This window comes from Acinetobacter sp. YH12041 (assembly GCF_013419975.1).
Taxonomy (GTDB): Bacteria; Pseudomonadota; Gammaproteobacteria; order Pseudomonadales; family Moraxellaceae; genus Acinetobacter.
The window spans coordinates 54,305-78,067 of sequence record NZ_VOZC01000004.1 but is presented as its reverse complement, the minus strand read 5'-3'; the positions used below and the strand labels follow the sequence as shown (position 1 = coordinate 78,067).

Here is a 23,763-nt window from a genome sequence, read left to right as displayed (position 1 = left end):
ATAGCTGAAGAAAAAGATTTTGCACTGTTCTTTTTTAAATCTGTTTTTTTCATAAGTATTTATTTTTTAGTGATAAGTAGCTTTGGGCATTTCTATTAAAATAGAATAAATCTGAAATAAATTCATATAGGCCACGTCATTTCCAAGCCTATGCCGCCAGGACTCATATGACCAAAATCCCCACTATTGCTATGGTAGATGCGCTTGCATCTGAATATGCAGATAAATCACCAAGTGAAATTTTAGCGCTTGCTCTCGAGCAGGAAGGCGAAATTGCCATTTCATTTTCTGGTGCAGAAGATGTTGTACTGATTGATATGGCATCTAATTTAGGTAAACCTTTCCGGGTATTTAGCCTGGATACAGGGCGTCTGCATGCTGAGACTTATCAATTTATTGAAAAAGTTCGCCAGCACTATAATATTGATATCGAAATCTGTTTCCCGGAAACAGATGCGATTCAACAACTGACGACTGAAAAAGGTTTGTTCAGTTTCTACCGTGACGGCCATCAGGAATGTTGCGGAATCCGCAAGGTGCAACCTTTACGCAAAAAACTGGCAACTTTAGATGGCTGGATTACCGGTCAGCGTAAAGACCAAAGCCCGGGAACACGTAATGACATTCCAGTGGTTCAATCTGATGAAGGTTTTTCTGGTCCAGGCAAACAGCTGATTAAATATAATCCCCTTGCCAACTGGTCTAGTGCAGATGTGTGGAATTATATCCGTATGATGGAAATTCCATACAATCCACTACATGAAAAAGGTTTTATTTCCATTGGCTGTGAACCTTGTACCCGTCCTGTGCTACCAAATCAGCATGAACGTGAAGGACGCTGGTGGTGGGAAGAAGCCACCCATAAAGAATGTGGCTTGCATGCCGGGAACTTGAAAAAATAATCTTAAAAAACCATCCGTTCGTCGGGTGGTTTTTTTGTGAACCAATCGGCTACAGAAAAATCAGTACCTTTATGCGACAAAATCGCTATACTTTGTAATGTGATACCAATAATTCTAACAAGGTTGCTTATACATGAGCAGCTGAAGAAAATGCAGTGAGGCAATCTACGCTATGCGTCCATTACATCCGATTGACTTTATTTTTTTGTCTTTAGAGAAACGACAGCAGCCTATGCATGTAGGCGGGTTATTTTTGTTTCAAATTCCTGACAATGCACCAGCCTCTTTTATCCGGGATCTGGTGACTGATATTCGCAATTCCAAATCCTCACCGATTCCTCCATTTAATAACTATTTAAACGGTTTATTTTGGGATGAAGATGAAGAGTTTGATTTAGATCATCATTTTCGTCATATTGCCTTACCGAAACCTGGGCGTATCCGCGAGCTGCTGACTTATATTTCCCAAGAACACAGCGCACTGATTGACCGCGCTAAACCTTTATGGACCTGTCATATTATTGAAGGCATTGAAGGCAACCGTTTTGCCATGTACTTCAAGATTCACCATGCGATGGTAGATGGTATTGCAGGCATGCGTCTGGTAGAAAAATCACTTTCTCATGATCCAAATGCCAAAAGTATTGTGCCACCTTGGTGTGTAGAAGGCCCACGAGCAAAACGTCTGAAAGCGCCGAAAGTCAGCCGCATGAAGAATGTTCTACAGGCGATTAAAGGACAGCTGGAATGTACGCCACGAGTGGCTTATGAATTATCGCAAACCGTACTGAAAGATATGGGGCGTAATCCGGATTATGTGTCCAGCTTTCAGGCACCAAGTTCTATTTTAAATCAGCGTGTCAGTGCCTCACGTCGTTTCGCAGCCCAATCTTTTGAGTTCTCGCGTCTGCGGCATATTTCTAAAGCTTTAGGTGTAACGATTAATGATATCGTGCTGGCGATCTGTTCAGGTGCCTTACGCGAATATTTACTCACACAAAATGCCTTGCCGAAAAAACCATTAATTGCGATGGTGCCCGCTTCTGTACGTAGCGATGATTCCGATGTTTCTAACCGTATTACCATGATTCTGGCGAATCTGGGGACGCATAAGGATGATCCTTTGGAGCGTCTTAAAACGGTACGTCGCAGTGTACTCAGTGCTAAAGAACGCTTTAAGCGCATGAATGCCAATCAGATTCTGAACTATAGTGCCTTTGTCTACGGTCTTGCAGGATTCAATATTGCATCTGGCTTAATGCCAAAACGTCAGGCATTTAACGTGATCATTTCTAATGTTCCTGGTCCTCAGGAACCTCTGTACTGGAATGGCGCACGTTTAGAAGCTTTATATCCGGCTTCAATTGTACTGGATGGACAAGCACTGAATATCACCATGACCAGTTATATGGACAAGCTTGAAGTAGGTCTTACCGCTTGCCGTAATGCTCTACCAAAAATGCAGAATCTGTTGACTCATCTTGAAGAAGAAATTCAGCGTTTCGAACGAATTGTGGATGGTGAACCCGTCCCAAAGTTGAAAGCGGTCAGTTAGCCGCGGACGAATAAAATCTGGCAATGGACTGCTAAAAAGTATGTGAGCACTTTTGCCAATCGTTTAGTAAAAAATAAAGGGGCAATTTAAGCCCCTTGATTTTATTCTTTTTATAGTTTGAATGAAATTCATACAACCGCAATCTATTTTGGTTTAATTAACTTTTAATAGTACGACATTGTTTCAATAACTGATGGCAGACAGAGCGAATCATAGAAGCTGTAATCTGAACTTCATTCCCGCGTTCATCCACAATATATCCTGCATGCACAGCCTTTGGTTCTAATACGTGTTTCAAGCTTTTATTGATTACAACTTTACTCATACTCATCATAGACTCCTTTTGCTAAGCCTAGAACTGGGAGAAAGGCTTTGGCTAATTTGATGTTTCTAGTATTGTAAATATCAGTAGAGTTGTAAAATTTCAGATGTAACAAGTGTTTAACGATATTCTGTTACAATTTCAGCTGAGAATGATATCGTATTGCTCTTGCGTGTATAAATTTTCGACCTGGAATTTAATTACACGATTAATAAAGTGTTCCAGATCCGCTACAGCTGGGGCTTCTGCAGTTAACAGCCGATCAATCACTGCCGGATGAGCAACCACAGTAAAGCCACTTTGTGATTCATAAGCGCGAGCATAGCGCAGGATTTCCCGAAAAATTTCGTAACACACTGATTCTGCTGTTTTCACATATCCACGTCCCTGACAGGTCGGACAGGACTCGCATAACAAGTGTTCCAAAGACTCACGGGTACGCTTACGCGTCATCTCCACCAGCCCCAGTTCAGACACCTGGGTGATCTTGGTTTTGGCATGATCACGTTCCAACATTTTCACAAACTGGTTCATCACCTCTTCACGGTGCTGGGCTTCCTGCATGTCAATGAAGTCGATGATGATAATACCGCCCAGATTACGCAGACGCAGCTGACGTGCAATCACCTGTGTAGCTTCCATATTGGTTTTAAACACCGTATCTTCCAGCGAGCGACCGCCCACATAAGAACCGGTATTAACATCAATGGTGGTCATGGCTTCAGTCTGGTCAATCATCAGATAACCGCCAGACTTTAGTGCGACACGGGTTTGTAAAGCCTTTTGCAGATCTTCTTCGACATTGTACAAATCGAAAATTGGTCGCTCGCCCGGATAATGCAGTAAACGGTCTTTCATATTCGGCACGAACTCATCCACAAACTCTTTCAACTTGCCGTGAATTTCGCGTGAATCGATATAGATCTTTTCGGTTTCTTCATTGGCCAGGTCACGAATGACACGCTGTGGCAAAGGCAGCTCTTCAAAGATCAATGAAGGCACTGCAATAACTTTTTGTTTGCGCTGGATGTATTCCCACAGTTTGGCTAAGTAAGCCATATCTTGGGCAATCGCCTCTTCTTCAATGCCATCCGCAGCAGTACGGACAATCACGGAGCCAGGCAACTTGTGTTCTGCCTGAATACGCTCAATGATCGAGCGTAAACGATTGCGTTCATCTTCGGATTCAATCCGCTGCGATACGCCAATATGATTGCCATATGGCATCAGGACCAAATAACGTGAAGGAATAGAAAGATCAGTAGATAGACGAGCGCCCTTGGTGCCAAGCATATCTTTCATCACCTGAACGGTAAGAATCAGACCTGGCTGCAACAGCTCAAATACATTCGGCGTTGGCTGGCTACGTGGCCAGACCATGTCATTGATATGCAAAAATGCCGTTCTGGACAGGCCAATATCGACAAAAGCGGCCTGCATGCCCGGCAAGACCCGGACCACTTTTCCTTTATAGATATTCCCGACCAATCCGCGCTTGGCCGTACGCTCGACAAACAGTTCATTCACCGTGCCGTTTTCAATCAACGCCACACGACATTCCATCGGTGTGACGTTAATCAACAACTCGTCAGACATAACAACACTCAAAACATTATAAGAATTCTTTTTCAGCAGTTAATTTAGTGCCTTAACCGTCTGCAATAACTGTACTGTTTCATATAGTGGCAATCCCACTACATTAGAATAACTACCTTCTATTCTTGGAATATAACGCGCTGCAATTCCCTGTATTGCATAGGCACCTGCTTTCCCAAGCGGCTCACCTGTTGCCCAGTAACTTTCCATATCATGGCTATTTAGTGGCTGAAATTCAACCTGTGTACGGACTACTATACTGTATTTTTCTTCTTTTGTGCGGACGCACACCCCAGTATACACATCATGCCATCTTCCTGAAATTTTTTCCCACATTTCAAAGGCATGCTGTTTGGATTCAGGTTTCCCCAAAATCTCATTATTAACACCTAAACTGGTATCCGCAGCAATAATAATGGCATCCGGAAACAGCTTGGCCACCGCTTCCGCTTTGACTTGCGCCAGACGTTCGACATAGGCTGCAATGGACTCATTTTCCAGTATAGATTCGTCTACATCTGGGCTACAGATCTCAAAGTTCAGCCCGAGTTGCTGCAGAAGTTCACGGCGTCGGGGTGAGCTGGAAGCGAGGATTAAATGCGCCATTTTCTCAAAAAGTAATAAAGCACTGGCCATATGATGACACTAGTCAGCATGGGAATCCAATGTCGTGCAAATGAGAATTGTACGCCGGTCGAAATCTGGGCAAAAAAGATAATCATCAAATGTGCCAGAATCGCAATTGTCGTGATGACCCATAAATTAGCAAAGGTCAGAATACGGCGCTCACGGGTCAGGAAACGTGCCACAAAAGCAATGATGATAAAGCTGAGTGCATTGAGACCTAAGGGCGCATCAAGCAGTAAATCAATGAAGATCCCGGTAGCAAATGCAAACCAGATCCCGCACCAGGTCGGCTGACACAATACCCAGAACAGCATAACCATTAACATAAATAATGGACGCCATCCCGAGGTCTCGTAAGACAGTGGATAGACTGAGAGAACAGAAGCCACGATCACCGATATGACAATGGCAAATAAAGGATCACGATGTGTTTTAGGTCGCATCTTAGCGATTGACATGCGGTTGCTCCATCGCTAATGAGTCAGAGAACAGCACGACGACATGATGACCACCGGCCAACTGTGCCGCTGGAGTAACATCAATCTGGGCAAATTCCCCTGAATTATGCCGTTTCACATTGGATACTGTTCCCACCAGATAACCTGCCGGAAAATGCTGTCCTAGACCTGAACTGTAAACTTTTTCACCAACTTTGATATTGGCGCTGGTCGGTACATATTCCATTTTCAGGCGTCCCAGATCCCCGGTCCCCGAGACAATGGCACGCATACCAGTATGTTCCAGACGCACTGACAAGGAGTGTTCTTTATCAGAGAGCAGCATGACCCGGCTACTATGCGGATAGACATCAATAATCTGTCCCATAATCCCCATATCATCCAGTACGGTCTGACCGACTTTCAGCTTGTTATTGGAACCACGGTTGATCACGATGATATGGCGTAGCGGATCAGCATCGGTACCAATGACCTCAGCAATTTCCATACGTCCATCAAGAATCAGAGGGGTATCTAAAAGACCGCGCAAACGGGTATTTTCCGCAGAAAGCTCTGCAATTTTTTGTAAGCGAACTTGCGCCTGCAATAGCTCAGCCCGCATCGCGGTGTTCTCACGACGCAGTTGTGCTTCAGATTTGGTTTGTTGATTCAGCCATTCTCGCGACAGTACCGGATAGCTAGCCACGGCATAAATGGGATTATAGGCCGCGTACAAGACATCCCTTGCAGGTTGAACAACATGTGGCATGCGCCAGTCAAAGAATAGCACCACCAGACATGTTATCAGTGCAATGATAAAAGAGCGAAAAGATGGCGGTTGTCGAGAAAACAGATGTGCTTGCACCCGCCGAATCCTTGTCTTAGCCTACAAATAACATGTCATGATTTGGATTGTCGAAGAATTCGAGTACCTTACCACCACCACGAGTCACGCAAGACAGTGGATCTTCAGCAACCACAACAGGCAGACCTGTTTCTTTTGCAAGCAGCTTGTCCAGGTTACGCAGCAATGCACCACCACCGGTCAACACGATCCCGCGTTCAGCGATGTCAGAAGACAGTTCAGGAGGTGTTTGTTCCAATGCAGATTTCACCGCAGACACGATGTTTTGTAGTGGATCAGAGATCGCTTGAGTGACTTCATCCGAGTTCACCACAATCGCGCGAGGCACACCTTCAGCCAAGTTACGGCCACGAACTTCAATTTCCAGCGGTTTTGCACCTTCATCTGGAAGTGCCATGCCAACTTCTTTTTTGATCACTTCAGCTGTGGTTTCACCGATCACGCAACCATGTGCCTTACGCACGTAGTTGATGATCTGTTCATCAAATACATCACCGCCAATACGCAGCGAGTCTGCATATACACAGCCCTGTAATGAAATTACTGCAATCTCAGTTGTACCGCCGCCCACATCAACAACCATCGAACCACACGCCTGCTCAACCGGCATGCCTGCACCAATTGCAGCTGCCATCGGCTCTTCAATCAGACGTACTTCACGCGCACCCGCATTATAAACTGCTTCACGGATCGCACGGCGTTCAACCAGTGTCGATTTACATGGCACGCAAACCACCACGCGTGGCGCTGGCGGGAATAAACGTTTTTCGTGTACCTTACCAATGAACTGATTTAACATGGTTTCGGTCACTTCGAAATCCGCAATCACGCCGTCTTTCATCGGACGGATTGCAGAAATATTTGCTGGGGTACGACCAAGCATTTGTTTCGCGTCAAGACCTACGGCAGCAACAATTTTATGTGAACCACTGTGACGGATGGCTACAACCGTCGGTTCATTTAATATAATGCCTCGTCCTGGCGCATAAATAAGTGTATTTGCAGTACCTAAATCAATAGCGAGATCTGGCGAAAACAAGCCTATTAGTCGTTTTAGAATCACGGGGACGTTCTCAGTTAAACTTTATATGGACGCAAGGTGGCCACTTTAACTAAATGTGATGATTTGGACAAGTCAATCGCTTATCATAACGCATGATAATTTGAATTTTTTTAATACTGATTAGGTAATATTATGTCTACATCGGATGCACAGTCTTCTGCAGATTTAAATGCAGAAACAGTTTCAGCTATTGCCAACCTCGCAAGGTTATCTCTTAATGATACGCAATCTGCTGAATATGCTCAAAGTTTAAATAAAATTTTAGGCATGATGGAAACCCTGAAAGGCATCGATACTGACGGTGTTGAACCACTGAAAAGCCCTTTCGACCACCCACAGCCTTTACGTGAAGATGTCGTGTCGGAAAGCAATCATCGTGAGGAATACCAAGCAGTTGCACCTGCTGTACAGGACGGTTTGTATCTCGTCCCACGCGTGATTGAGTAATTACTACCCAGTTCATTCTTTTTATTAAATTAAACGTAAAGAATTATTTCTCATGACAGATTTACACCGCTTATCCATTCGTGAACTGACTGAAGGTTTGGCAAATGCTCAATTTTCATCCCGCGAATTGACTCAACACTATTTAAAACGCATCGAAAAAATTGATGCACAGGTCAAAGCTTATGTGACCGTGACTGCTGAACAGGCATTGGCTCAAGCTGATGCTGCCGATGCTGCAATCAAAGCAGGCAACGCCACCGCCCTGACTGGTGTGCCCATTGCACATAAAGATATTTTCTGTACCCAAGGCATTAAAACCACTGCCGGTTCTAAAATGCTGGACAATTTTATCTCTCCTTACGACGCGACCGTTGTAGCGAAAGGTAAAGCTGCGGGCTTAGTCACACTTGGTAAAGTGAACATGGATGAATTTGCCATGGGTTCAACTTCCGAGTCTTCTTATTTTGGCGCGACCAAAAACCCTTGGGCACTGGATCACGTTCCAGGCGGTTCTTCAGGTGGTTCTGCTGCGGTTGTTGCTGCGGATTTAGCGCCATTTGCAACCGGTACGGATACCGGTGGTTCAATCCGTCAACCAGCATCTTTTTGTGGTCTGACTGGTCTGAAACCGACTTATGGCCGTGTATCACGTTTTGGTATGATCGCGTATGCATCATCTCTAGACCAAGGCGGCCCAATGGCACGTTCAGCTGAAGACTGTGCTTACCTGATGAATGTGATGGCTGGTCATGATGCTAAAGATTCAACATCAATGGATAAAGATGTTGATGACTACGTTGCCAACCTGAACGGGACTTCTGTAAAAGGTCTGCGCATTGGTATTCCAAAACAGTACTTCAATGTTGAAGGTCTGGATGCAGACGTGAAAGCACGTGTTGAAGAATCACTGAAAAAACTGGAAGAAATGGGTGCAACTCTGGTTGAGATTGATCTCAACATGACAGAAGCTTATGTTCCAACTTACTATCTGATCGCACCGGCTGAAGCATCTTCTAACCTGTCTCGTTATGACGGCGTACGTTATGGCTACCGTTGTGAAGAGCCAAAAGATCTTCTCGACCTTTACAAACGTTCCCGTTCAGAAGGGTTCGGTGCTGAAGTTCAGCGTCGTATCCTGATCGGTACTTATGCTCTGTCTGCTGGTTATTACGATGCTTATTATGTGAAAGCACAAAAAGTACGTCGTTTAATCCAGCAAGATTTCTTAAAAGCATTTGAATCTGTAGATGTCATCGCTGCGCCTTCTGCACCGACTACTGCATACCGTATCGGTGCAAACCTGTCTCCGGTTGAAATGTACCTAGGTGACATCTATACCATCGCGGTAAACCTTGCAGGTCTTCCTGCGATTAACGCGCCTGTTGGTTTTGACAAAGACAACTTGCCAGTTGGCTTACAGTTGATTGGTAACTACTGGTCAGAATCTCAATTGTTGTCTGTGGTACATCAGTATCAACAAGCAACCGATTGGCATACTAAACGCGCTGCAATTGCTGAGGAGAATGCATAATGGCTAAAAACGCTGCTAAACCAAAATCTAACCTGATTGACGGTTGGGAAGTCGTTATTGGTATCGAGATTCACACTCAGCTTGCGACTAAATCTAAAATCTTCTCTGGTTCTTCTACCGAGTTTGGTAATGATCCAAACACTCAGGCGAGCCTTGTAGATTTGGCCATGCCGGGCGTATTGCCAGTGCTGAACAAAGAAGTGGTTGATCTTGCGATTCGCTTTGGTTTGGGTATCGATGCTTATATCGATCAGGCTTCTGTATTTGCACGTAAAAACTACTTCTACCCGGATTCTCCAAAAGGCTATCAGATCAGCCAGATGGACAACCCAATTGTGGGCTTGGGTCATATTGACATCCAGCTTGAAGATGGCACAGTAAAACGCATTGGCGTGACTCGTGCACACCTTGAGGAAGATGCGGGTAAATCAATCCATGACCAGTTTGAAGGCATGTCAGGCATCGACTTGAACCGTGCCGGTACGCCACTGCTTGAAATCGTATCTGAACCGGATATGCGTTCAGTTGAAGAAGCCGTTGCCTACATTAAAGCGATTCACACGCTGGTACGCTGGTTAGGTATTTCTGACGGTAACATGGCAGAAGGTTCGTTCCGTGCGGACTGTAACGTGTCTTTACGTCGTCCGGGTCAACCGTTCGGTACACGTTGTGAATTGAAAAACTTGAACTCATTCCGTTTCATTGAACAGGCGATCAATGTTGAAATTGAACGTCAAATGGAAATTCTGGAATGGGACGGCACCATCGACCAAGAAACTCGTCTGTTTGACCCTGTGAAGATGGAAACCCGTTCAATGCGTTCTAAGGAAGAAGCGAACGATTACCGCTACTTCCCTGATCCAGACTTGTTGCCTGTGGTGATTCCAGATGCGCAAATCGAAGCGATTAAAGCGCAAATGCCTGAGCTGCCTGCTGCACGTCGTGCGCGTTTCGTGGCTGACTTCGGTGTGACTGAGTATGATGCTCACGTACTGACACTGACTCGTGAAATGTCAGAATTTTACGAAGAAGTCGTTAAGGCTGCTGGCGGTGCTGCACAAGGTAAGATTGCTGCGAACTGGGTGATGGGTGAATTCTCAGGTGCTTTAAACAAAGCTGGCCTAGACCTTGCTGACTCTCCTGTATCTGCTGAGAAGCTGGGTGGCATGATCGCACGTATTGTTGATAACACCATTAGCGGTAAGATTGCGAAACAAGTGTTCGGCTTTATGTGGGAAGAAGGCAAAACTGCGGACGAGATTATTGCTGAGAAAGGCTTGAAACAGGAAACTGACACAGGTGCGATCGAAGCAATTATTAAGGAAGTTCTTGCTGCTAACGAGAAGATGGTTGAAGAGTATAAATCTGGTAAAGAGAAAGCGTTCAACGGTCTAGTTGGTCAAGTGATGAAAGCGTCTAAGGGTAAAGCTAACCCAGCACAAGTGAATGAGTTGATGAAGAAATTGATTGGTTGAGAATTGACTAATCAGTTGTTTTCATGAGATAAAAACCTCGCTTAATGCGGGGTTTTTTTATGGACAAGATATTATCTTCAGAACATCTTCAAAATGTTGGTTTTAGTGGTTGGACTGTTAGTTTAATTCTCATTGTTCTTTCTATTTTAGGATGGGGTTACAAAAAATTCAAAAACAGGAAAAGTGCCCAAAGAAGCCGCCTTTATAAAAAGCTTAAACCTTACTGGGATCGGAACTATCAGATCTTTATTAATTATGGTCCTCATGAAAACAATGATGCTTTCTATGATTTAGAGGGTAATGCAACAGAAGAATGGCGAAAAAAAGTTAAAGAAATAATGTTGCCTAATCATCAAAAAATTAGGGATATATGCTCTGAAAATCTATTGCTAATGACGCAAGAGGAACGTGACTTATATCATCAATATGAAGATCATGTCACCGATTTTAAATCGTGTCATGAATCAGGTTATTTACCCAATAGAAGATTCCCCCAAGATATAGTCACAATATTTAAGGATTAAATTATGAATTGGTTAGACAGCTTAAAAGCTCATGATAATGTTGAAACCGTTAATAAAGAAGGTAATCTCATTAAAATAACTACGAAAGATAATCGACCTGAACTTTTATCTCTTTCAAACTTTAATGAGAAATTAACGGGCAAAATGCTTCAAACCCTCTTAAAAACTTATAAGTTTGATTTTTTACTGTGCAATAAGAAAAATTTTTTCCTAGATGAGGAGGCTATTCGATTATTAAAACAAAATAATATTAGTTTTGGTACAGGTGGTGATTTATTTAGGTTGTTGAATGATACAGAAACTGCTTATCCAAATTTCATTAACAAAGATTCTGAATACGTCATGAAGAATTTAGGAACAAATTTTAATGTTAAAAGCTATCAACTCACTTCCAACCGAAAAGTTTCCGTTAAACGTCATGATGGTCGAGATATTACCTTTGTATTTATTAATGAATATGCTATTACACAAGAAAGAATAAATGAAATTTATGAGCTTTATGCACCATTTGACTTTGTTCTTGCAGCAAATCCAAACGCCCATTGGAAAGACTACACCTACCGTGGTCAAGAAGTAAAAATTGGATTGTGGGCTGCTCTTTTTTCATTTTTAGCAAATCCAAAGTCATAAGTGCTCGAAATTTCAAATTTAATTAATGAACTTCAAATATTAGAGATTGATTGTGATATCTATTTATTCGGCTCCTACTTGAAGAGTAGCAAGTGGGCTGACCTTGATTTTCTTATAGTTTATAGAACGTACGAAGATATAAAAAAATTGAAGGAAGTCTTTTCAAGACATTTTCAACATACACCTTTAGATCTAAATTTTATGACACAAGAAGAAGAAGGATATTTTAATTTTATTAGTCAAACCAATGCTCAGCAAATTTTTCCTAAAATAAGTCGCAATATCAAAACATGACCATCAAAAAATTATCCTCCATCGCCACACTCGAAGACTTAGGACGTGTTCAACTTTCAAAGTCCTTCTTTATGCGCGACTTCATGTGTAGCGAAATCACCAACTGGTACGGTGTCCCCAACTTTCCAGACCATCCTGAAAAAGCCATCTACACAGGCACACAACTGTGTGAGCAACTGCTCGAACCATTACAAGAAAAATTCGGACGGATCACCATTCGCTCGGCTTATCGCTCACCAAGCGTCAACCAACTTGGCAATGAAAAAGGACACAACTGTGCCAGCAATGAGAAAAACTTTGCCAGCCATATTTGGGACTATCCCGACGAAAAAGGCTACGGTGCAACGGCGTGTATAGTCATTCCTTCATTTCTAGAACTGTATGAAAAAGACCAATCCAACTGGCGACAGCTTGCCTATTGGATTCATAACAATCTGAACTATAGCCATCTACAATTTTTCCCAAAACTTTGTGCTTTTAATATTGGCTGGCATGAACAGCCTGCACGGGAAATTTATAGCTATATTCAACCGAAAGGTTATTTGTTGCGGGGTGAAGCTATAAATCCGGAGTTTGAGAAGTTTTATCCTGATTTTTTGTAATTCTCCCTCACCCCAACCCTCTCCCTAAGGGAGAGGGAGTACCAAATAATTTCATGACTGCATTAATTTAATAGTGAATAATCCCCTCTCCTTTTAGGAGAGGGTTAGGGAGAGGTATTTCTAAAATGAAGCACTAGAGAGGCTTAGAGAAAGGTTACATTCATGCTATAAAATCAAAAACAAACCGAAGAAAAATAAAAATGACACCTGAACAATTACAGCTCTATATTTTCTTTGGTCTTGGGATCTTTATTCTGCTCATTATCTTGCTTCTACTTCATCCCAAGTCCCGTAGCAAAATCACTACACCCTCTAAAACTCGAAGCAGTCGAGACTCCAAGTTAGCCAACCTTGCCGATGGTATCGAGCTAATTTTCACGCCCATTTTCTGGATCATTAAACTCATGATCGGGATATTCAAATCATAAAGCGGTTGTTAACGATTTTTTTGAATTTGCTCATAAAATCGTGTCTGTCCCATATTGAAAATCACTCAACAGGAATACAATCTGCACATTCTCCCATCCCGCCCTTACCATGTCGAAAAACCTCGCTACGCTGATTGGCTTAAGTGCCATTTTACAGTGGTCATCTATCGTGGGATTACTCAAAAAAATCAGTTTTAGTATTGGACCTGATCTGGCTGTACTTATGATGTATAGCTTAAGCACCCTGCTCTTACTGGCTGTTTTTGGCGTTCCCAAACTCAAAACCATACCCAAATTTTATCTGCTGAGTGCAGCTGCATTATTTCTGGTATATGAAATCTGCTTTGCCTATGCCGTAGCACTTGCACAAACTGCACAGCAAGCCATTGAAATTAGTCTGGTGAATTATCTGTGGCCCAGTATGACCATCGCCATGCTGATTTTATTTCATGAACTAAAATTTCACAGCTTGGTGGTGGTTGGGCTCAGTATTAGTCTGGCAGGTATTTTTTATATCCAGACGGGTAACGGCGATATTCATTTAGCAACCGTCATTCATAACATGCAAGCCAATCCAACCAGTTACATATTGGCATTTATTGGAGCGAGTTTATGGTCGTTATATTGTGTATTTACCAAAAAATACAGCCAAGGACATAACCCGATCGTGTTCTTTTTCGCGATGGTAAGTGTAGTTCTCTGGAGCAAGACGCTGCTGTTAGATCACGAACAACTACCACAACTTCTTAATATTGACCTAAATATCATGCTGTATATGTTGCTGGTTTCGGTCGTAACTGGATTGGGCTATGCAGCCTGGAATATCGGGATTAATCAGGGTAATATCGCAATGCTGGTCGCGTTATCTTATTTTAGCCCGATCTTTTCGTCTATCATTTCGATGTGGGTACTGAATACCAGTCTATCGCATACCTTTTGGATCGGTACGATGATGGTCACCTTAGGTTCATTTATTTGCTGGCTATCGACCAACTGGAATGAAATTCGAGACCGCCTGTTTCCAGGCAAGCTCTATAAAACTTAAACTACATTTTTGCGGTTTAAGTTTACTGCATCTGCAATTCATTAACGGGTGATGCCTAATTTATTCCACACCTCAGGGGTCAAAAAAGTTGTAACCAGTTTGCTCATATCGATATATTTAAGTACGCCACTTAGCTGACTTTTAATTTCGGGATTTTTCAGTATTTCCTCACCTGTGACCCGCCCAAGCTCCTGGAAACTTTCGCCCACTGCTTGTACTCCTTCAGCCTGAATCACTGCTTTGGTTTGAGTTGGACATTGCTCAACCAGAATCCGCTGTAAAACCATCGCTAAATTTCTGTCGAGCGTTTCCTTTTGAGTTGCAGTTACATTGCTAAAAGCTTTTAGATCGGGATGATTACCCAATGCCACAAAGGTCCATTGCAAGACTGTGGTTTTATCAGTGGCCGTCGTGGATTTCATTAAACAGTCACTAAGCTGATCAACTGTTGGACCGGCTGTCGCAATCTGAGTTGCACCCAGCAATGCTGTAGTCATAAAGACTGCCCGAAGACCCGATAAAGCTTTGAATCCCATATTCCTTTCCTTTTTCACCCGTTCAAACTGCTTGAACAATGCAGTTTCTTTGTAGCATGTAAAAGATTAGAAAACCTGTAGAACTCTGTAACCTGAGAGATAAAAAAAAGTCCCGACATCAGTCAGGACTTTTGGAATCGAATGAGGAAATCAGACTTACCAGATTTTCACACGCTTATCTTCTTCCAGATACATTGGATCTTCTTGCTTGACGCTAAAGGCTTCATAGAAAGGTTTCTGGTTAAGTAAGGTCGCACGACCACGAATGGCTGCTGGTGAATGCGGATCTGTTTTTAACAGCTGTAATGCCAGTTCTGGACGAACTTTGGCACGCCATGCCTGCGTCCAGCCAATATAGAAACGCTGATCTCCGGTATATCCATCAATCACCGGAGCAGGCTTGCCATTTAGTGACAATTTATAAGCTTCATAGGCAATCGCCAGACCTGAGTTATCGGCAATATTTTCGCCTAAGGTCAGCTCACCGTTGACGTGATAGCCCGGTATCGCTTCATAAGCATTATATTGCTCGACCAGAGCTTTGGTTTTTTCCTTGAACTTTTTATCGTCTTCTTCGGTCCACCAGTTTTTCATGTTGCCATCTGCATCAAAGCGGCTGCCCTGATCATCAAAGCCATGACTGATTTCATGCCCGATTACTGCCCCGATTGCCCCATAGTTCACGGCATCATCAGCATTCATATCAAAGAATGGCGGCTGTAAAATCGCAGCAGGGAAAACAATTTCATTGCCCATCGGGTTGTAGTAAGCATTTACCGTTTGCGGCAGCATATGCCATTCTTCACGATCAACTGGTTTACCCAGTTTATCCAGCGCAATGTCATAATTGAAACTGTTGGTACGACGCAGATTACCAATCAGGTCGCCATCTTTAATTTCCAGCTTGCTGTAGTCACGCCATTTATTTGGATAGCCGATTTTCACTCTAAAGCTTTTTAGCTTACGGTGTGCCTGTGCTTTGGTTTCTGCGCCCATCCAGTCCAGTTTTTCCAGATTCTGTTCAAATGCCAGCAACAGATTTTCTACCAGTTTTTCCATACGCTGTTTCTGTTCAGGCTGGAAATGTTTTGCGACATAGACTTGTGCCAGACTTTCACCGAGTACCGCATTGGTCATATCAACCCCACGTTTCCAGCGTGCCCGTTGCTCGGTCACACCGCGTAAGGTTTTGCTGTACATTTCAAAGTTTGCATCAGCAAATTCCTGGCTTAAGTAAGGTGCAGCGCCATCAATCAGATGGAATTTGAAATAGGTTTGCCATACATCGAGGGGTGTGCTGCTTAAAATCTTGTTTAAATCTTCAAAATAACTTTTTTGCGCCACAATCACGGTTTTGGTTTTTTTATCTAAACCCGTCGCTTTAAAATAGGTTTTCCAGTCAAATTCTGGCACCAGGCTTTTGACGTCTTTTAATGTATAGACGTTATACATTTTTTCGAGATTACGGTTCTGCACATTATCCCACTGAATTTTGGCAATTTCAGTTTCTAAGTTCAGGATAGATTGTGCATGTGCAGCCGCATCTGCTTCTGTTTCACCCGATAGCGTTAACAGCTTAGCAATATGTTTAACATAAGTTTCACGGGCACTTTTCAGTTTTTCATCGTCTTTTAAATAGTAGTCACGATCCGGTAAACCTAAACCACTTTGCCCCAAAAACACCGCCATTTGATCAGACTTTTTCAAGTCAGGAATCACGCCAAATTCAAAAGGTGTACTGACACGGTTCTTTGCATAGTCTGCAAGCAACAAAGTAAAATCTTTCTTGCTTTTCATGGCATCAATTTTGGCGATATCTGCTTTTAGCGGCTGGATACCTTTTGCATTTAAAGTTTCCGTATCCATAAAGCTGGCATATAAGCTCCCCACTTTCTGCTCATTGCTGCCATAATCCGATTTGGTTTTCGCCAGCTCTTCTACAATGTCATGTAATTGCTGGGTCGAGTTTTCACGCAAAATCGTGAATGCGCCCCAGTTTGGCATATCAGCCGGGATTTCCTCATGCTCTAACCAGTGCCCATTTACATGCTGATAGAAGTCCTGTTGTGGTGCGATTTTTTTATCAAAATGTTGAAGATGAATCCCCGAGCCAAGTGCTGCAATAGCGGTTTGATCTGAAGCATAATTTGCAGAGGAAACGGCTAATAAAGCACTTACCAATGCGGTTTTTAGAAAAATTTTCAAAGCTTGCTATCCTCGCGCTTCACTGCGCAGTTGAATTTATCAATACGTGTTGACCTGATAATCAAACACTTAAATCTTTATAAGCAGCATATATGCCAATTTTTAAACTGGTCTTGGCTCTGCATGCTGTTCCTTCGCAGAAAAAAATAGGCCTGTCTCTTTTCAGATGAACAGACCTGTTTTTTTAAATCCTGTTACCAGATGGAGATTCGTTTTTCAGGTGATAAATACATCTTGTCCCCTTCTTTAATCTCAAAAGCTTCATAGAAACTTTGCTGATTGCGGACGGCGCCATTGCCACGTACATGACCTGGCGCGTGGCTGGCAATATTTAGGCTATTTAACAGATATTCAGGATTACTTTTGCTACGCCAGACTTGTGCCCAGCCTATATAAAAACGCTGATCTCCACTAAAGCCATCAATAACAGGTGCTGTCTAACCCTTGAGCGATAAGCGGTAAGCCATATGAGCGATCCCTAAGCCCAGGTTGTCAGAGATATTTTCACTTTTATTTAATTCCGCATTCACCTTATGCCCTGGCAGAGCTTCATATTGTTTATATTGCTCGACTAAGGCTTTGGTGCGTTCATTGAACTTCTTACGGTCGCGCTCGTTCCAGGTTTCTTCACCCTTGCCTTTGGCATCAAAGCGGCTTCCTCTATCGTCAAAACCGTGGCTAATTTCATGTGCGATAACAGCCCCGATGGCACCATAATTCACTGCAGGATCATGACTATCATCATAATAAAATGGTGCCTGCCAGATGGCCGCAGGTAATACGATTTCATTCAGCTTGACATTATAGTAAGCATTGGCTGTTTGTGGCGCCATGTGCCAGGCTTCTGGATCGATCGGTTCTCCCACCTTGTCCAGTTCACGCTGGTAATTGAATAGCCGGGTCCGCTGGATATTCCCAATCAGATCATCCTTACGAATCTCTAGGGCTGAATAATCCCGCCATGCTTTCGGATAGCCGATTTTGATATTGATGCTATCTAGCTTATGCCGTACTTGTTTTTTAGTGTCCGAACCCATCCAGTCAGCTTGGTCCAGTTTCAGATGAAAGGCTTTACGGACGTTTTCCACCATTTCCAGCATCGCTGGGCGCTGGCTTTCATTAAAGTGCTTTTCTACATAGAGCTTGCCAAGCACATTGCCTAAAATACCGTTAGTTAGCTTCAAGGCAGACTCATTCCGTGGAGAACGTGCTTGTACACCCTCTAGTGTTTTGTCATAAAATTCAAAATGATGGTTTTGAAAAACTTCTGTTAAAAATGGCGAATAACTATTGATCAGGTTGAATTTCAAATAGGTTTGCCAGGTTTCAATTGGAACGACCTTCCATAACTGATCCAGCTGACGCAAATAATTAATCTGCGAGATCGCAACCTCTTTTCTTGCTCCTTTTAAGCCCAGTTCTGAGAAATAATTCATCCAGTCAAAAGAAGGCATATAGTTAATAATATTTTTAGTTTCAACGAGATAGGTTCTCACCTCATCATTGCGCAGCTCCACAGCGGACCAGCTAATTTTTGCCAGTGCCTTTTCCAAAGCCAGGATAGTGCGAGCATCTTCAATCGGCTTAGGCTGACCGGCAAAATTCAGGGTATTGGCGATATAAAGCATATAAGTATTGCGAATTTCCTGTTGTCGAGGCTGCTCACTCAGGTAAAAATCACGATCAGGCATTCCCAAACCACCTTGCCCTACATACATCATCGCCTTGGAAGAAGCTTTACGGTCCTGATAAAAACGGGTAGAGAATGGCAAATTCAGATTGATTTTTTCCGCATAGGCAAAAAATTCTGCCAGATCTTTTTTGGTCTTGATACTTTCAATCCGCTGCAGGTCTTGTTGCAATGCCTCAAGTCCGAGCTGTTCTAGCCGATCGGTATCCATATAACTGGCATAAAGATCCGCGACCTTTTGTTCATTGCTACCTTGCGGATGCTGTTTTTTGGCCAGCTCATTAAAAATGCCAAATAACTGCTGGGTTGATCTCATACTCACTTCAGCAAATGCACCCGACAATGCCTGATCTTCTGGAATCTTTGCGGTTTTCAGCCAGTTTCCATTCACGAATTGATAAAAATCCTGCTTTGGATCAACCGTCCGATCAATCGCATTCAGATCAATTGCCGATTTTAATGAAGTTGTACTCACTGCATAACTCACAGGTGAATGTAGAAATGCACCCACAAGAATCAAATGACTTAAAATATGTTTTCTCAAGCGATAAATCTCATTATTGTGTATGTTAAAAATCAATTAGTTTTTCTTGCTCTTTCCATAAGCACAAAACTGATAATTTTTAAGCAAGAGATATACCAATAATTTTTAGAATATGCCGTTGAATGGGCTTGTATTTAACAAAAGAGATAGAGGAGAAAATCTGAGATGGCGGCGGGAAATTTACTCTGAAATGAGGTTCGATTTGCGACCCAATAATAATTAATTTTTATTCCTATCAACAGAATAACTATTTATCTTTTATCATTGATCTTCAAAAGAAAAATATTATTTTTAAGTTCTGCTATGCTTAAGAAATACTTTTTTAAATATCACCAATACTTAAAGTAGATGACTTTTCATGTGCATCTACTTTGCCAAATAAATGATCAAACTGAATGTGAAAACAGTAGACTTATTTTAACTGCCGCAACTGATTCTTTGCCCCAGTATGGTTATAGTTGGTGGCCAGATTCTGCAGTACTCGTTTGGCCTGAACCTTGGAATTTGGAATACGGTTAGCATAGACTGGAATACTGCTTAAACAGCGTGCCACTAGCATGCCGGATTCGGTATAGACACGTGTTCCTTCTGTACCCTGTAATTTGCCATAGTTATAGGCACGCTGGGCATTATTGCAGGCATTGTTCAGGTTCTTACCGCTATTGATATCACGGCGTGCAGCTACATACAGTTTCATCTGCTGCTGTTGTGGCGTTTCGATACTACTTGTACGAGCAGCGGGAACAGCAATCACTGCCGGTTCAACAGCAGGGATTTTTATCTCTTTCTTATCGGCTTCTTTTTTATCTACTTCCTTTTTCTCATCTTTGACTGAGGTTTTGGCTGCATTCTTTTCAGCAATTTTATTAGACTTAGCCGTAGTTTTATGGCCCTGATAGAAATGACGCGCTTCAGACGAGCTTTGAAGCTTGCTCAGAATCCGTACTGTGCGGGTAGTATTATTCTTATCTGGCTGACGTTCAGAAATCGGCTCAATAGAAACAATCCAGTTTTGTCCTTGAGGCATCGTACATTGATAAGCACCAATGCCTTGGGTGACATAACGGTTTTTGCTTAAACGGTTCTTCTGGGCAGAATCTTTTACTGAAGCCAACTGGCTTTTGTATAACAGTGAAAACTTGCCGCCCCGTTCATGACAGTACTGGCTTAAAGTGGTTCGTGGATAGAGGGATTGTGGCTCTAAATGCTGCTTGGATTTTTCCCATGAATAAACATATTCTTTTGCCGAACCGTCAGCCTGATTCAGGTTTCTTTTAACAATCAGTTCTTGAGGACTTGCATAAGGATGCTGCATATCTGATTTCATTTGCTGAATACTGTTACATCCAGCCAGACTTGCTACACATATTGTTGGAATTATTAATTTTAGCTTCACTGCTTATCTCCCCCAGGCCTCTATAACATATAGCAAATGCGCTAAAACAACAATCTCAACAGATTGATAAATATAAAAATATAGCGAGACCTATCACTAAAAATGAGGAATAGAGTGCCTAATCCATCTAGCTTATAGCCAGATAAATTGATCAAATTAACATTCTTCAAGTCAATAAATACGCTGGATTATTCGCCAATTGAAAGATGAAACAGTAGAAAGAAGATATAAAAAAACCGAAGAAACAGATCAGTTCTCCGGTTACTCATTCAACAAAAATTAGAGATATTATTATCATGGATGATAACGGCAATTATGCTCTCTATCGCTGTCTGAATGAGATTATAATTTGAATAATTTCCTTTACGTACACTAATTATTTTTATACGCCATATTATTGGAAATTAAACACCACCCTGGCTGGCCTTTAAAATTCTAGACAAGAAAAAATAGCTTGGATACCCTAATATTGGGATGTTTTAGTACCACTCATCCTAATTTTTTCGCACCTCTCCAGATCGTAATTTTCAATTTGATTTTAAATAAAAATTAATCAATAAAAAGCCAAACCTATGATGGACTGGCTTTTAAAATTGTCGATAAATATAAGAAAAAATTAATCGAGATGGGATTCAAATGATTTCAAACGTTTATAGATGGAGAGCAATTCAATAATTGTAGGCCAGGATAAAATCAAATACTGGAAAGACTCACGAACCTTACCGAAAACATTCAGGATCTGCATCATCAAACCCAGTGTAATCGCGCCCGCGGCAATACTTGGAAACAAAATAAATAATCCGTAAATATTGTCCAGTTGCAGATACCAGATGCGTACCATATTGAAATAGGCATAGTGGAAATATAGGCGGAAATAATTCTTACGGACCCGGCTAAACAGTTCTTGCAAGGTGAGCGGGTGAGCACGATCGGCATAATCTTCACCATAAACCAGTTCTTTACGATAAGCCGCTTCTACTTTCTGATTATTGAACTCCAGCCCAGGTAGTTTCATCCCGACAATCATTAAAATCACGGTACCCAGAACTGCCCATCCGATCGACGCCCACATTAATGCATGCGGTATTTCACCGACAATCGGCAGTACTTTTACATGACTCGATAACTCATACAGAATTGGCAGGAATGCCATTAATAGCATCAGAGATTCAATTAGTGAGACACTGAGCTGTTCTGTAGTCTTGGCGAAGCGCATAGTATCTTCCTGAATACGCTGTGACGCCCCTTCAATATGACGTAACTTTTCCCAATGCGCCGTATAGTAGTCATTCATCGCCGTACGCCAGCGGAATACATAATGACTGACAAAGAACAGGTTAAACACCGCCAGCGTGACATAGACCATGGCAATATAAATAAAGGTCAATGCACCTTGATATAGTAGGCTGACATCTCCGCCCCCTTGGGTGAGCATATTCTGGATCTGGTCATAGAACGGACTATACCATTCATTTAAGACGACATTAACCTGCACCCCAAACCAGATATTGAACAGGATAAAGGCCGAGCCCCACACGGACCAGCGCTGCCAGGGATGTTTCGCTTTAAAATACCAGAAGGTAGCAAATATCGCGGTACTCACAAAAAACCAGAGATAGAACCAGAGAAATTTTGGCGCCCAGAAACGGCTGATTCCTATCGGCATTTTAAGATCATGATAACCTTCGGTCATACCCAAATAGACACCCCAGCCTGATCCACCACTATGCCAAAGGCCAAGATTGATCAGAAACCACAGTACCAGACTACTAAAGAACCACACTGGTTGTGGAAAAAATGACTTAAACATTGGGGCTTAATTCTCCTTATAGATGTACGGGTCATCCAAATGACGCACAGTTTATTCTTATTTTCAGACTTTCAACGAACTGCAGCATAAATTTGCAATTCAATGTAAAAAATTACATACAAACACAAAATAGCTAAAGCCGAATTAATATCAGATTATATGATTCTTGCTTTAATACTAGCGCATAACGTACGCAATATAATGGAGGAGATCATGACTGGCCTGTCAAAAAGTGACAAGTAGATTTTGCGTTAGATTGACTATTTGGCACCGTTTGTCTTTTTTTCTTCTTTTTGTCGGTAAATAGACTGAAAATATTCGAGTTTAAGAAACACAAATCGTTTGAAAATTAAATCTTAATCTTCAGCCCTTTAATTTACCGGCTTAAGCGCTTTTTAAGAAAAAATTGACCGACTTGTTGACTTATGTCTCGGTTTTTCAAAAATTAGTTAAATTTGCAAAAATCATGTTAAGATTAAAAAACAGCGAAGTATCAATATTTGGGAATAAAAATATGGAAAGTTCTGTGATTGAATTACTTAAGCCAGTGACCTTGGAAAAGGAAAACTGTCACCCAATTATTTTTGAAGCTGGTACTGTTTTAAAAGTTGTGATGCAAACCCCTACCAGTCTTTTGGTCAGTAATGATGATGACTTTAACTTTACTATTCCATTGAAAGATGAGAATGATGTCTGGAGAGAGCTATAAGCACTCGACCCTCTTCTTCACGGGGTTATGTCTACCTAGTCTCTTAATGATATAACCCTCACTCTTCTGTGTATCACCAGAATTTTATAATTTATCCTTCCTTTCAAAACCGGCTCTAATAAAAAATTAATAGGCTGCGCTATATTTCTATTTTATTAAATGTGTTTTTTAATATTTCCAATTTAATGCCTATTATTTAATAGAAAGCTAATGAATTAATTTTTAAAAATATAAATCAAAACTATTTTTTACATTAAATAATCAAAATAATCTTATTTATAGCAATTAAACTTACTCAATCACTTAATATGCAATACCTTAAATATCATTATTAATATATTAAAAATCACTGAAAAATTATTTTACAAATATACAAAGAATATCAACCATTCCTGCTGAATATTTCCAAATTTTACAAAGTAACTTTACATGTCAAAAGTGTTTCTTTTCTGCGCCTAAAGCCATTTTGAAAAATAGAATATGTTATAAAACTATTTAGATTAAAAATCACACAGTTTAACTCTAAATTT

Annotated in this window: 22 protein-coding genes and 1 pseudogene; 12 read left to right on the top strand and 11 right to left on the bottom strand. The window is 41.7% G+C overall.

Annotated elements, in window-relative coordinates; translation table 11 throughout:
- Positions 1-167 precede the first annotated feature (167 nt).
- Both FTU00_RS04280 and FTU00_RS04275 read left to right on the top strand, forming a co-directional pair.
- The gene (locus FTU00_RS04280; protein WP_034703384.1) at positions 168-902 is read left to right on the top strand and encodes a phosphoadenylyl-sulfate reductase; all 735 of its coding nucleotides are present in this window, start codon (positions 168-170) and stop codon (positions 900-902) included.
- 172 nt (positions 903-1,074) lie between these two features.
- Positions 1,075-2,457: a wax ester/triacylglycerol synthase family O-acyltransferase gene (locus FTU00_RS04275; protein WP_180179168.1), complete on the top strand. Its 1,383-nt coding sequence runs from the start codon at positions 1,075-1,077 to the stop codon at positions 2,455-2,457.
- 157 nt (positions 2,458-2,614) lie between these two features.
- On the opposite strand, the gene FTU00_RS04270 is transcribed toward FTU00_RS04275, so the two are convergent.
- The 6 genes from FTU00_RS04270 to FTU00_RS04245 all read right to left on the bottom strand — a co-directional run bounded on the left by FTU00_RS04270 (position 2,615) and on the right by FTU00_RS04245 (position 7,367).
- Positions 2,615-2,788 (bottom strand): PA1571 family protein, encoded by a 174-nt coding sequence (locus FTU00_RS04270; protein ID WP_004783090.1) that lies wholly within the window; start codon positions 2,786-2,788, stop codon positions 2,615-2,617.
- Between the two features lie 132 nt (positions 2,789-2,920).
- Positions 2,921-4,375, bottom strand: a complete 1,455-nt coding sequence (rng, locus tag FTU00_RS04265; protein ID WP_034703386.1) for a ribonuclease G — start codon at positions 4,373-4,375, stop codon at positions 2,921-2,923.
- A gap of 39 nt (positions 4,376-4,414) precedes the next feature.
- Positions 4,415-4,981 (bottom strand): Maf family nucleotide pyrophosphatase, encoded by a 567-nt coding sequence (locus FTU00_RS04260; protein WP_180053688.1) that lies wholly within the window; start codon positions 4,979-4,981, stop codon positions 4,415-4,417.
- Positions 4,969-5,460: a rod shape-determining protein MreD gene (mreD, locus tag FTU00_RS04255; RefSeq protein WP_004783095.1), complete on the bottom strand. Its 492-nt coding sequence runs from the start codon at positions 5,458-5,460 to the stop codon at positions 4,969-4,971. Before mreD ends, FTU00_RS04260 begins: the two co-directional genes overlap by 13 nt.
- Positions 5,447-6,304, bottom strand: coding sequence for a rod shape-determining protein MreC (gene mreC / locus FTU00_RS04250; RefSeq protein WP_004783097.1), 858 nt, complete (start codon positions 6,302-6,304; stop codon positions 5,447-5,449). Before mreC ends, mreD begins: the two co-directional genes overlap by 14 nt.
- A gap of 16 nt (positions 6,305-6,320) precedes the next feature.
- Entirely contained in the window at positions 6,321-7,367 is a 1,047-nt protein-coding gene (locus FTU00_RS04245) for a rod shape-determining protein (protein WP_005234480.1), read from the bottom strand.
- A 132-nt stretch (positions 7,368-7,499) separates the two neighbouring features.
- Between FTU00_RS04245 and gatC the strand changes: the two genes are divergently transcribed.
- The 9 genes from gatC (at position 7,500) to yddG (ending at position 14,343) form a co-directional block, all read left to right on the top strand.
- Positions 7,500-7,814, top strand: a complete 315-nt coding sequence (gatC, locus tag FTU00_RS04240; RefSeq protein WP_005234479.1) for an Asp-tRNA(Asn)/Glu-tRNA(Gln) amidotransferase subunit GatC — start codon at positions 7,500-7,502, stop codon at positions 7,812-7,814.
- A 52-nt stretch (positions 7,815-7,866) separates the two neighbouring features.
- Complete coding sequence (gatA, locus tag FTU00_RS04235; RefSeq protein ID WP_004783101.1) at positions 7,867-9,345, top strand: Asp-tRNA(Asn)/Glu-tRNA(Gln) amidotransferase subunit GatA; 1,479 nt, start codon at positions 7,867-7,869, stop codon at positions 9,343-9,345.
- The gene (gene gatB / locus FTU00_RS04230) at positions 9,345-10,820 is read left to right on the top strand and encodes an Asp-tRNA(Asn)/Glu-tRNA(Gln) amidotransferase subunit GatB (protein ID WP_180179167.1); all 1,476 of its coding nucleotides are present in this window, start codon (positions 9,345-9,347) and stop codon (positions 10,818-10,820) included. Before gatA ends, gatB begins: the two co-directional genes overlap by 1 nt.
- A 59-nt stretch (positions 10,821-10,879) precedes the next feature.
- Positions 10,880-11,344 (top strand): hypothetical protein, encoded by a 465-nt coding sequence (locus tag FTU00_RS04225; RefSeq protein ID WP_180179166.1) that lies wholly within the window; start codon positions 10,880-10,882, stop codon positions 11,342-11,344.
- 3 nt (positions 11,345-11,347) lie between these two features.
- Positions 11,348-11,974, top strand: a complete 627-nt coding sequence (locus FTU00_RS04220) for a hypothetical protein (RefSeq protein WP_180014048.1) — start codon at positions 11,348-11,350, stop codon at positions 11,972-11,974.
- Complete coding sequence (locus tag FTU00_RS15685) at positions 11,975-12,268, top strand: nucleotidyltransferase domain-containing protein (RefSeq protein WP_180014046.1); 294 nt, start codon at positions 11,975-11,977, stop codon at positions 12,266-12,268.
- Complete coding sequence (locus FTU00_RS04210; protein WP_180179165.1) at positions 12,265-12,870, top strand: hypothetical protein; 606 nt, start codon at positions 12,265-12,267, stop codon at positions 12,868-12,870. Before FTU00_RS15685 ends, FTU00_RS04210 begins: the two co-directional genes overlap by 4 nt.
- Before the next feature lie 200 nt (positions 12,871-13,070).
- Positions 13,071-13,298 (top strand): hypothetical protein, encoded by a 228-nt coding sequence (locus FTU00_RS04205; protein ID WP_104511591.1) that lies wholly within the window; start codon positions 13,071-13,073, stop codon positions 13,296-13,298.
- Between the two features lie 109 nt (positions 13,299-13,407).
- Positions 13,408-14,343 (top strand): aromatic amino acid DMT transporter YddG, encoded by a 936-nt coding sequence (yddG, locus tag FTU00_RS04200; protein ID WP_180052673.1) that lies wholly within the window; start codon positions 13,408-13,410, stop codon positions 14,341-14,343.
- 41 nt (positions 14,344-14,384) lie between these two features.
- Here yddG and FTU00_RS04195 read toward each other — a convergent pair whose 3' ends face one another.
- The 5 genes and pseudogenes from FTU00_RS04195 to sbmA all read right to left on the bottom strand — a co-directional run bounded on the left by FTU00_RS04195 (position 14,385) and on the right by sbmA (position 22,524).
- Positions 14,385-14,879: a hypothetical protein gene (locus FTU00_RS04195; protein ID WP_180179164.1), complete on the bottom strand. Its 495-nt coding sequence runs from the start codon at positions 14,877-14,879 to the stop codon at positions 14,385-14,387.
- Positions 14,880-15,035: 156 nt separating this feature from the next.
- Entirely contained in the window at positions 15,036-17,084 is a 2,049-nt protein-coding gene (locus FTU00_RS04190) for a M13 family metallopeptidase (protein WP_179993174.1), read from the bottom strand.
- Positions 17,085-17,278: 194 nt separating this feature from the next.
- Positions 17,279-19,249: pseudogene (locus FTU00_RS04185) on the bottom strand (M13 family metallopeptidase).
- Between the two features lie 481 nt (positions 19,250-19,730).
- On the bottom strand, positions 19,731-20,714 hold the full coding sequence (locus FTU00_RS04180) for a hypothetical protein (RefSeq protein WP_180179163.1): 984 nt from the start codon (positions 20,712-20,714) through the stop codon (positions 19,731-19,733).
- Positions 20,715-21,330: 616 nt separating this feature from the next.
- Positions 21,331-22,524, bottom strand: coding sequence for a peptide antibiotic transporter SbmA (gene sbmA / locus FTU00_RS04175; protein ID WP_180179162.1), 1,194 nt, complete (start codon positions 22,522-22,524; stop codon positions 21,331-21,333).
- Positions 22,525-23,038: 514 nt separating this feature from the next.
- On the opposite strand from sbmA, the gene FTU00_RS04170 reads away from it, so the two are divergent.
- Positions 23,039-23,233, top strand: coding sequence for a hypothetical protein (locus FTU00_RS04170; RefSeq protein ID WP_004783113.1), 195 nt, complete (start codon positions 23,039-23,041; stop codon positions 23,231-23,233).
- Positions 23,234-23,763: the final 530 nt, after the last annotated feature.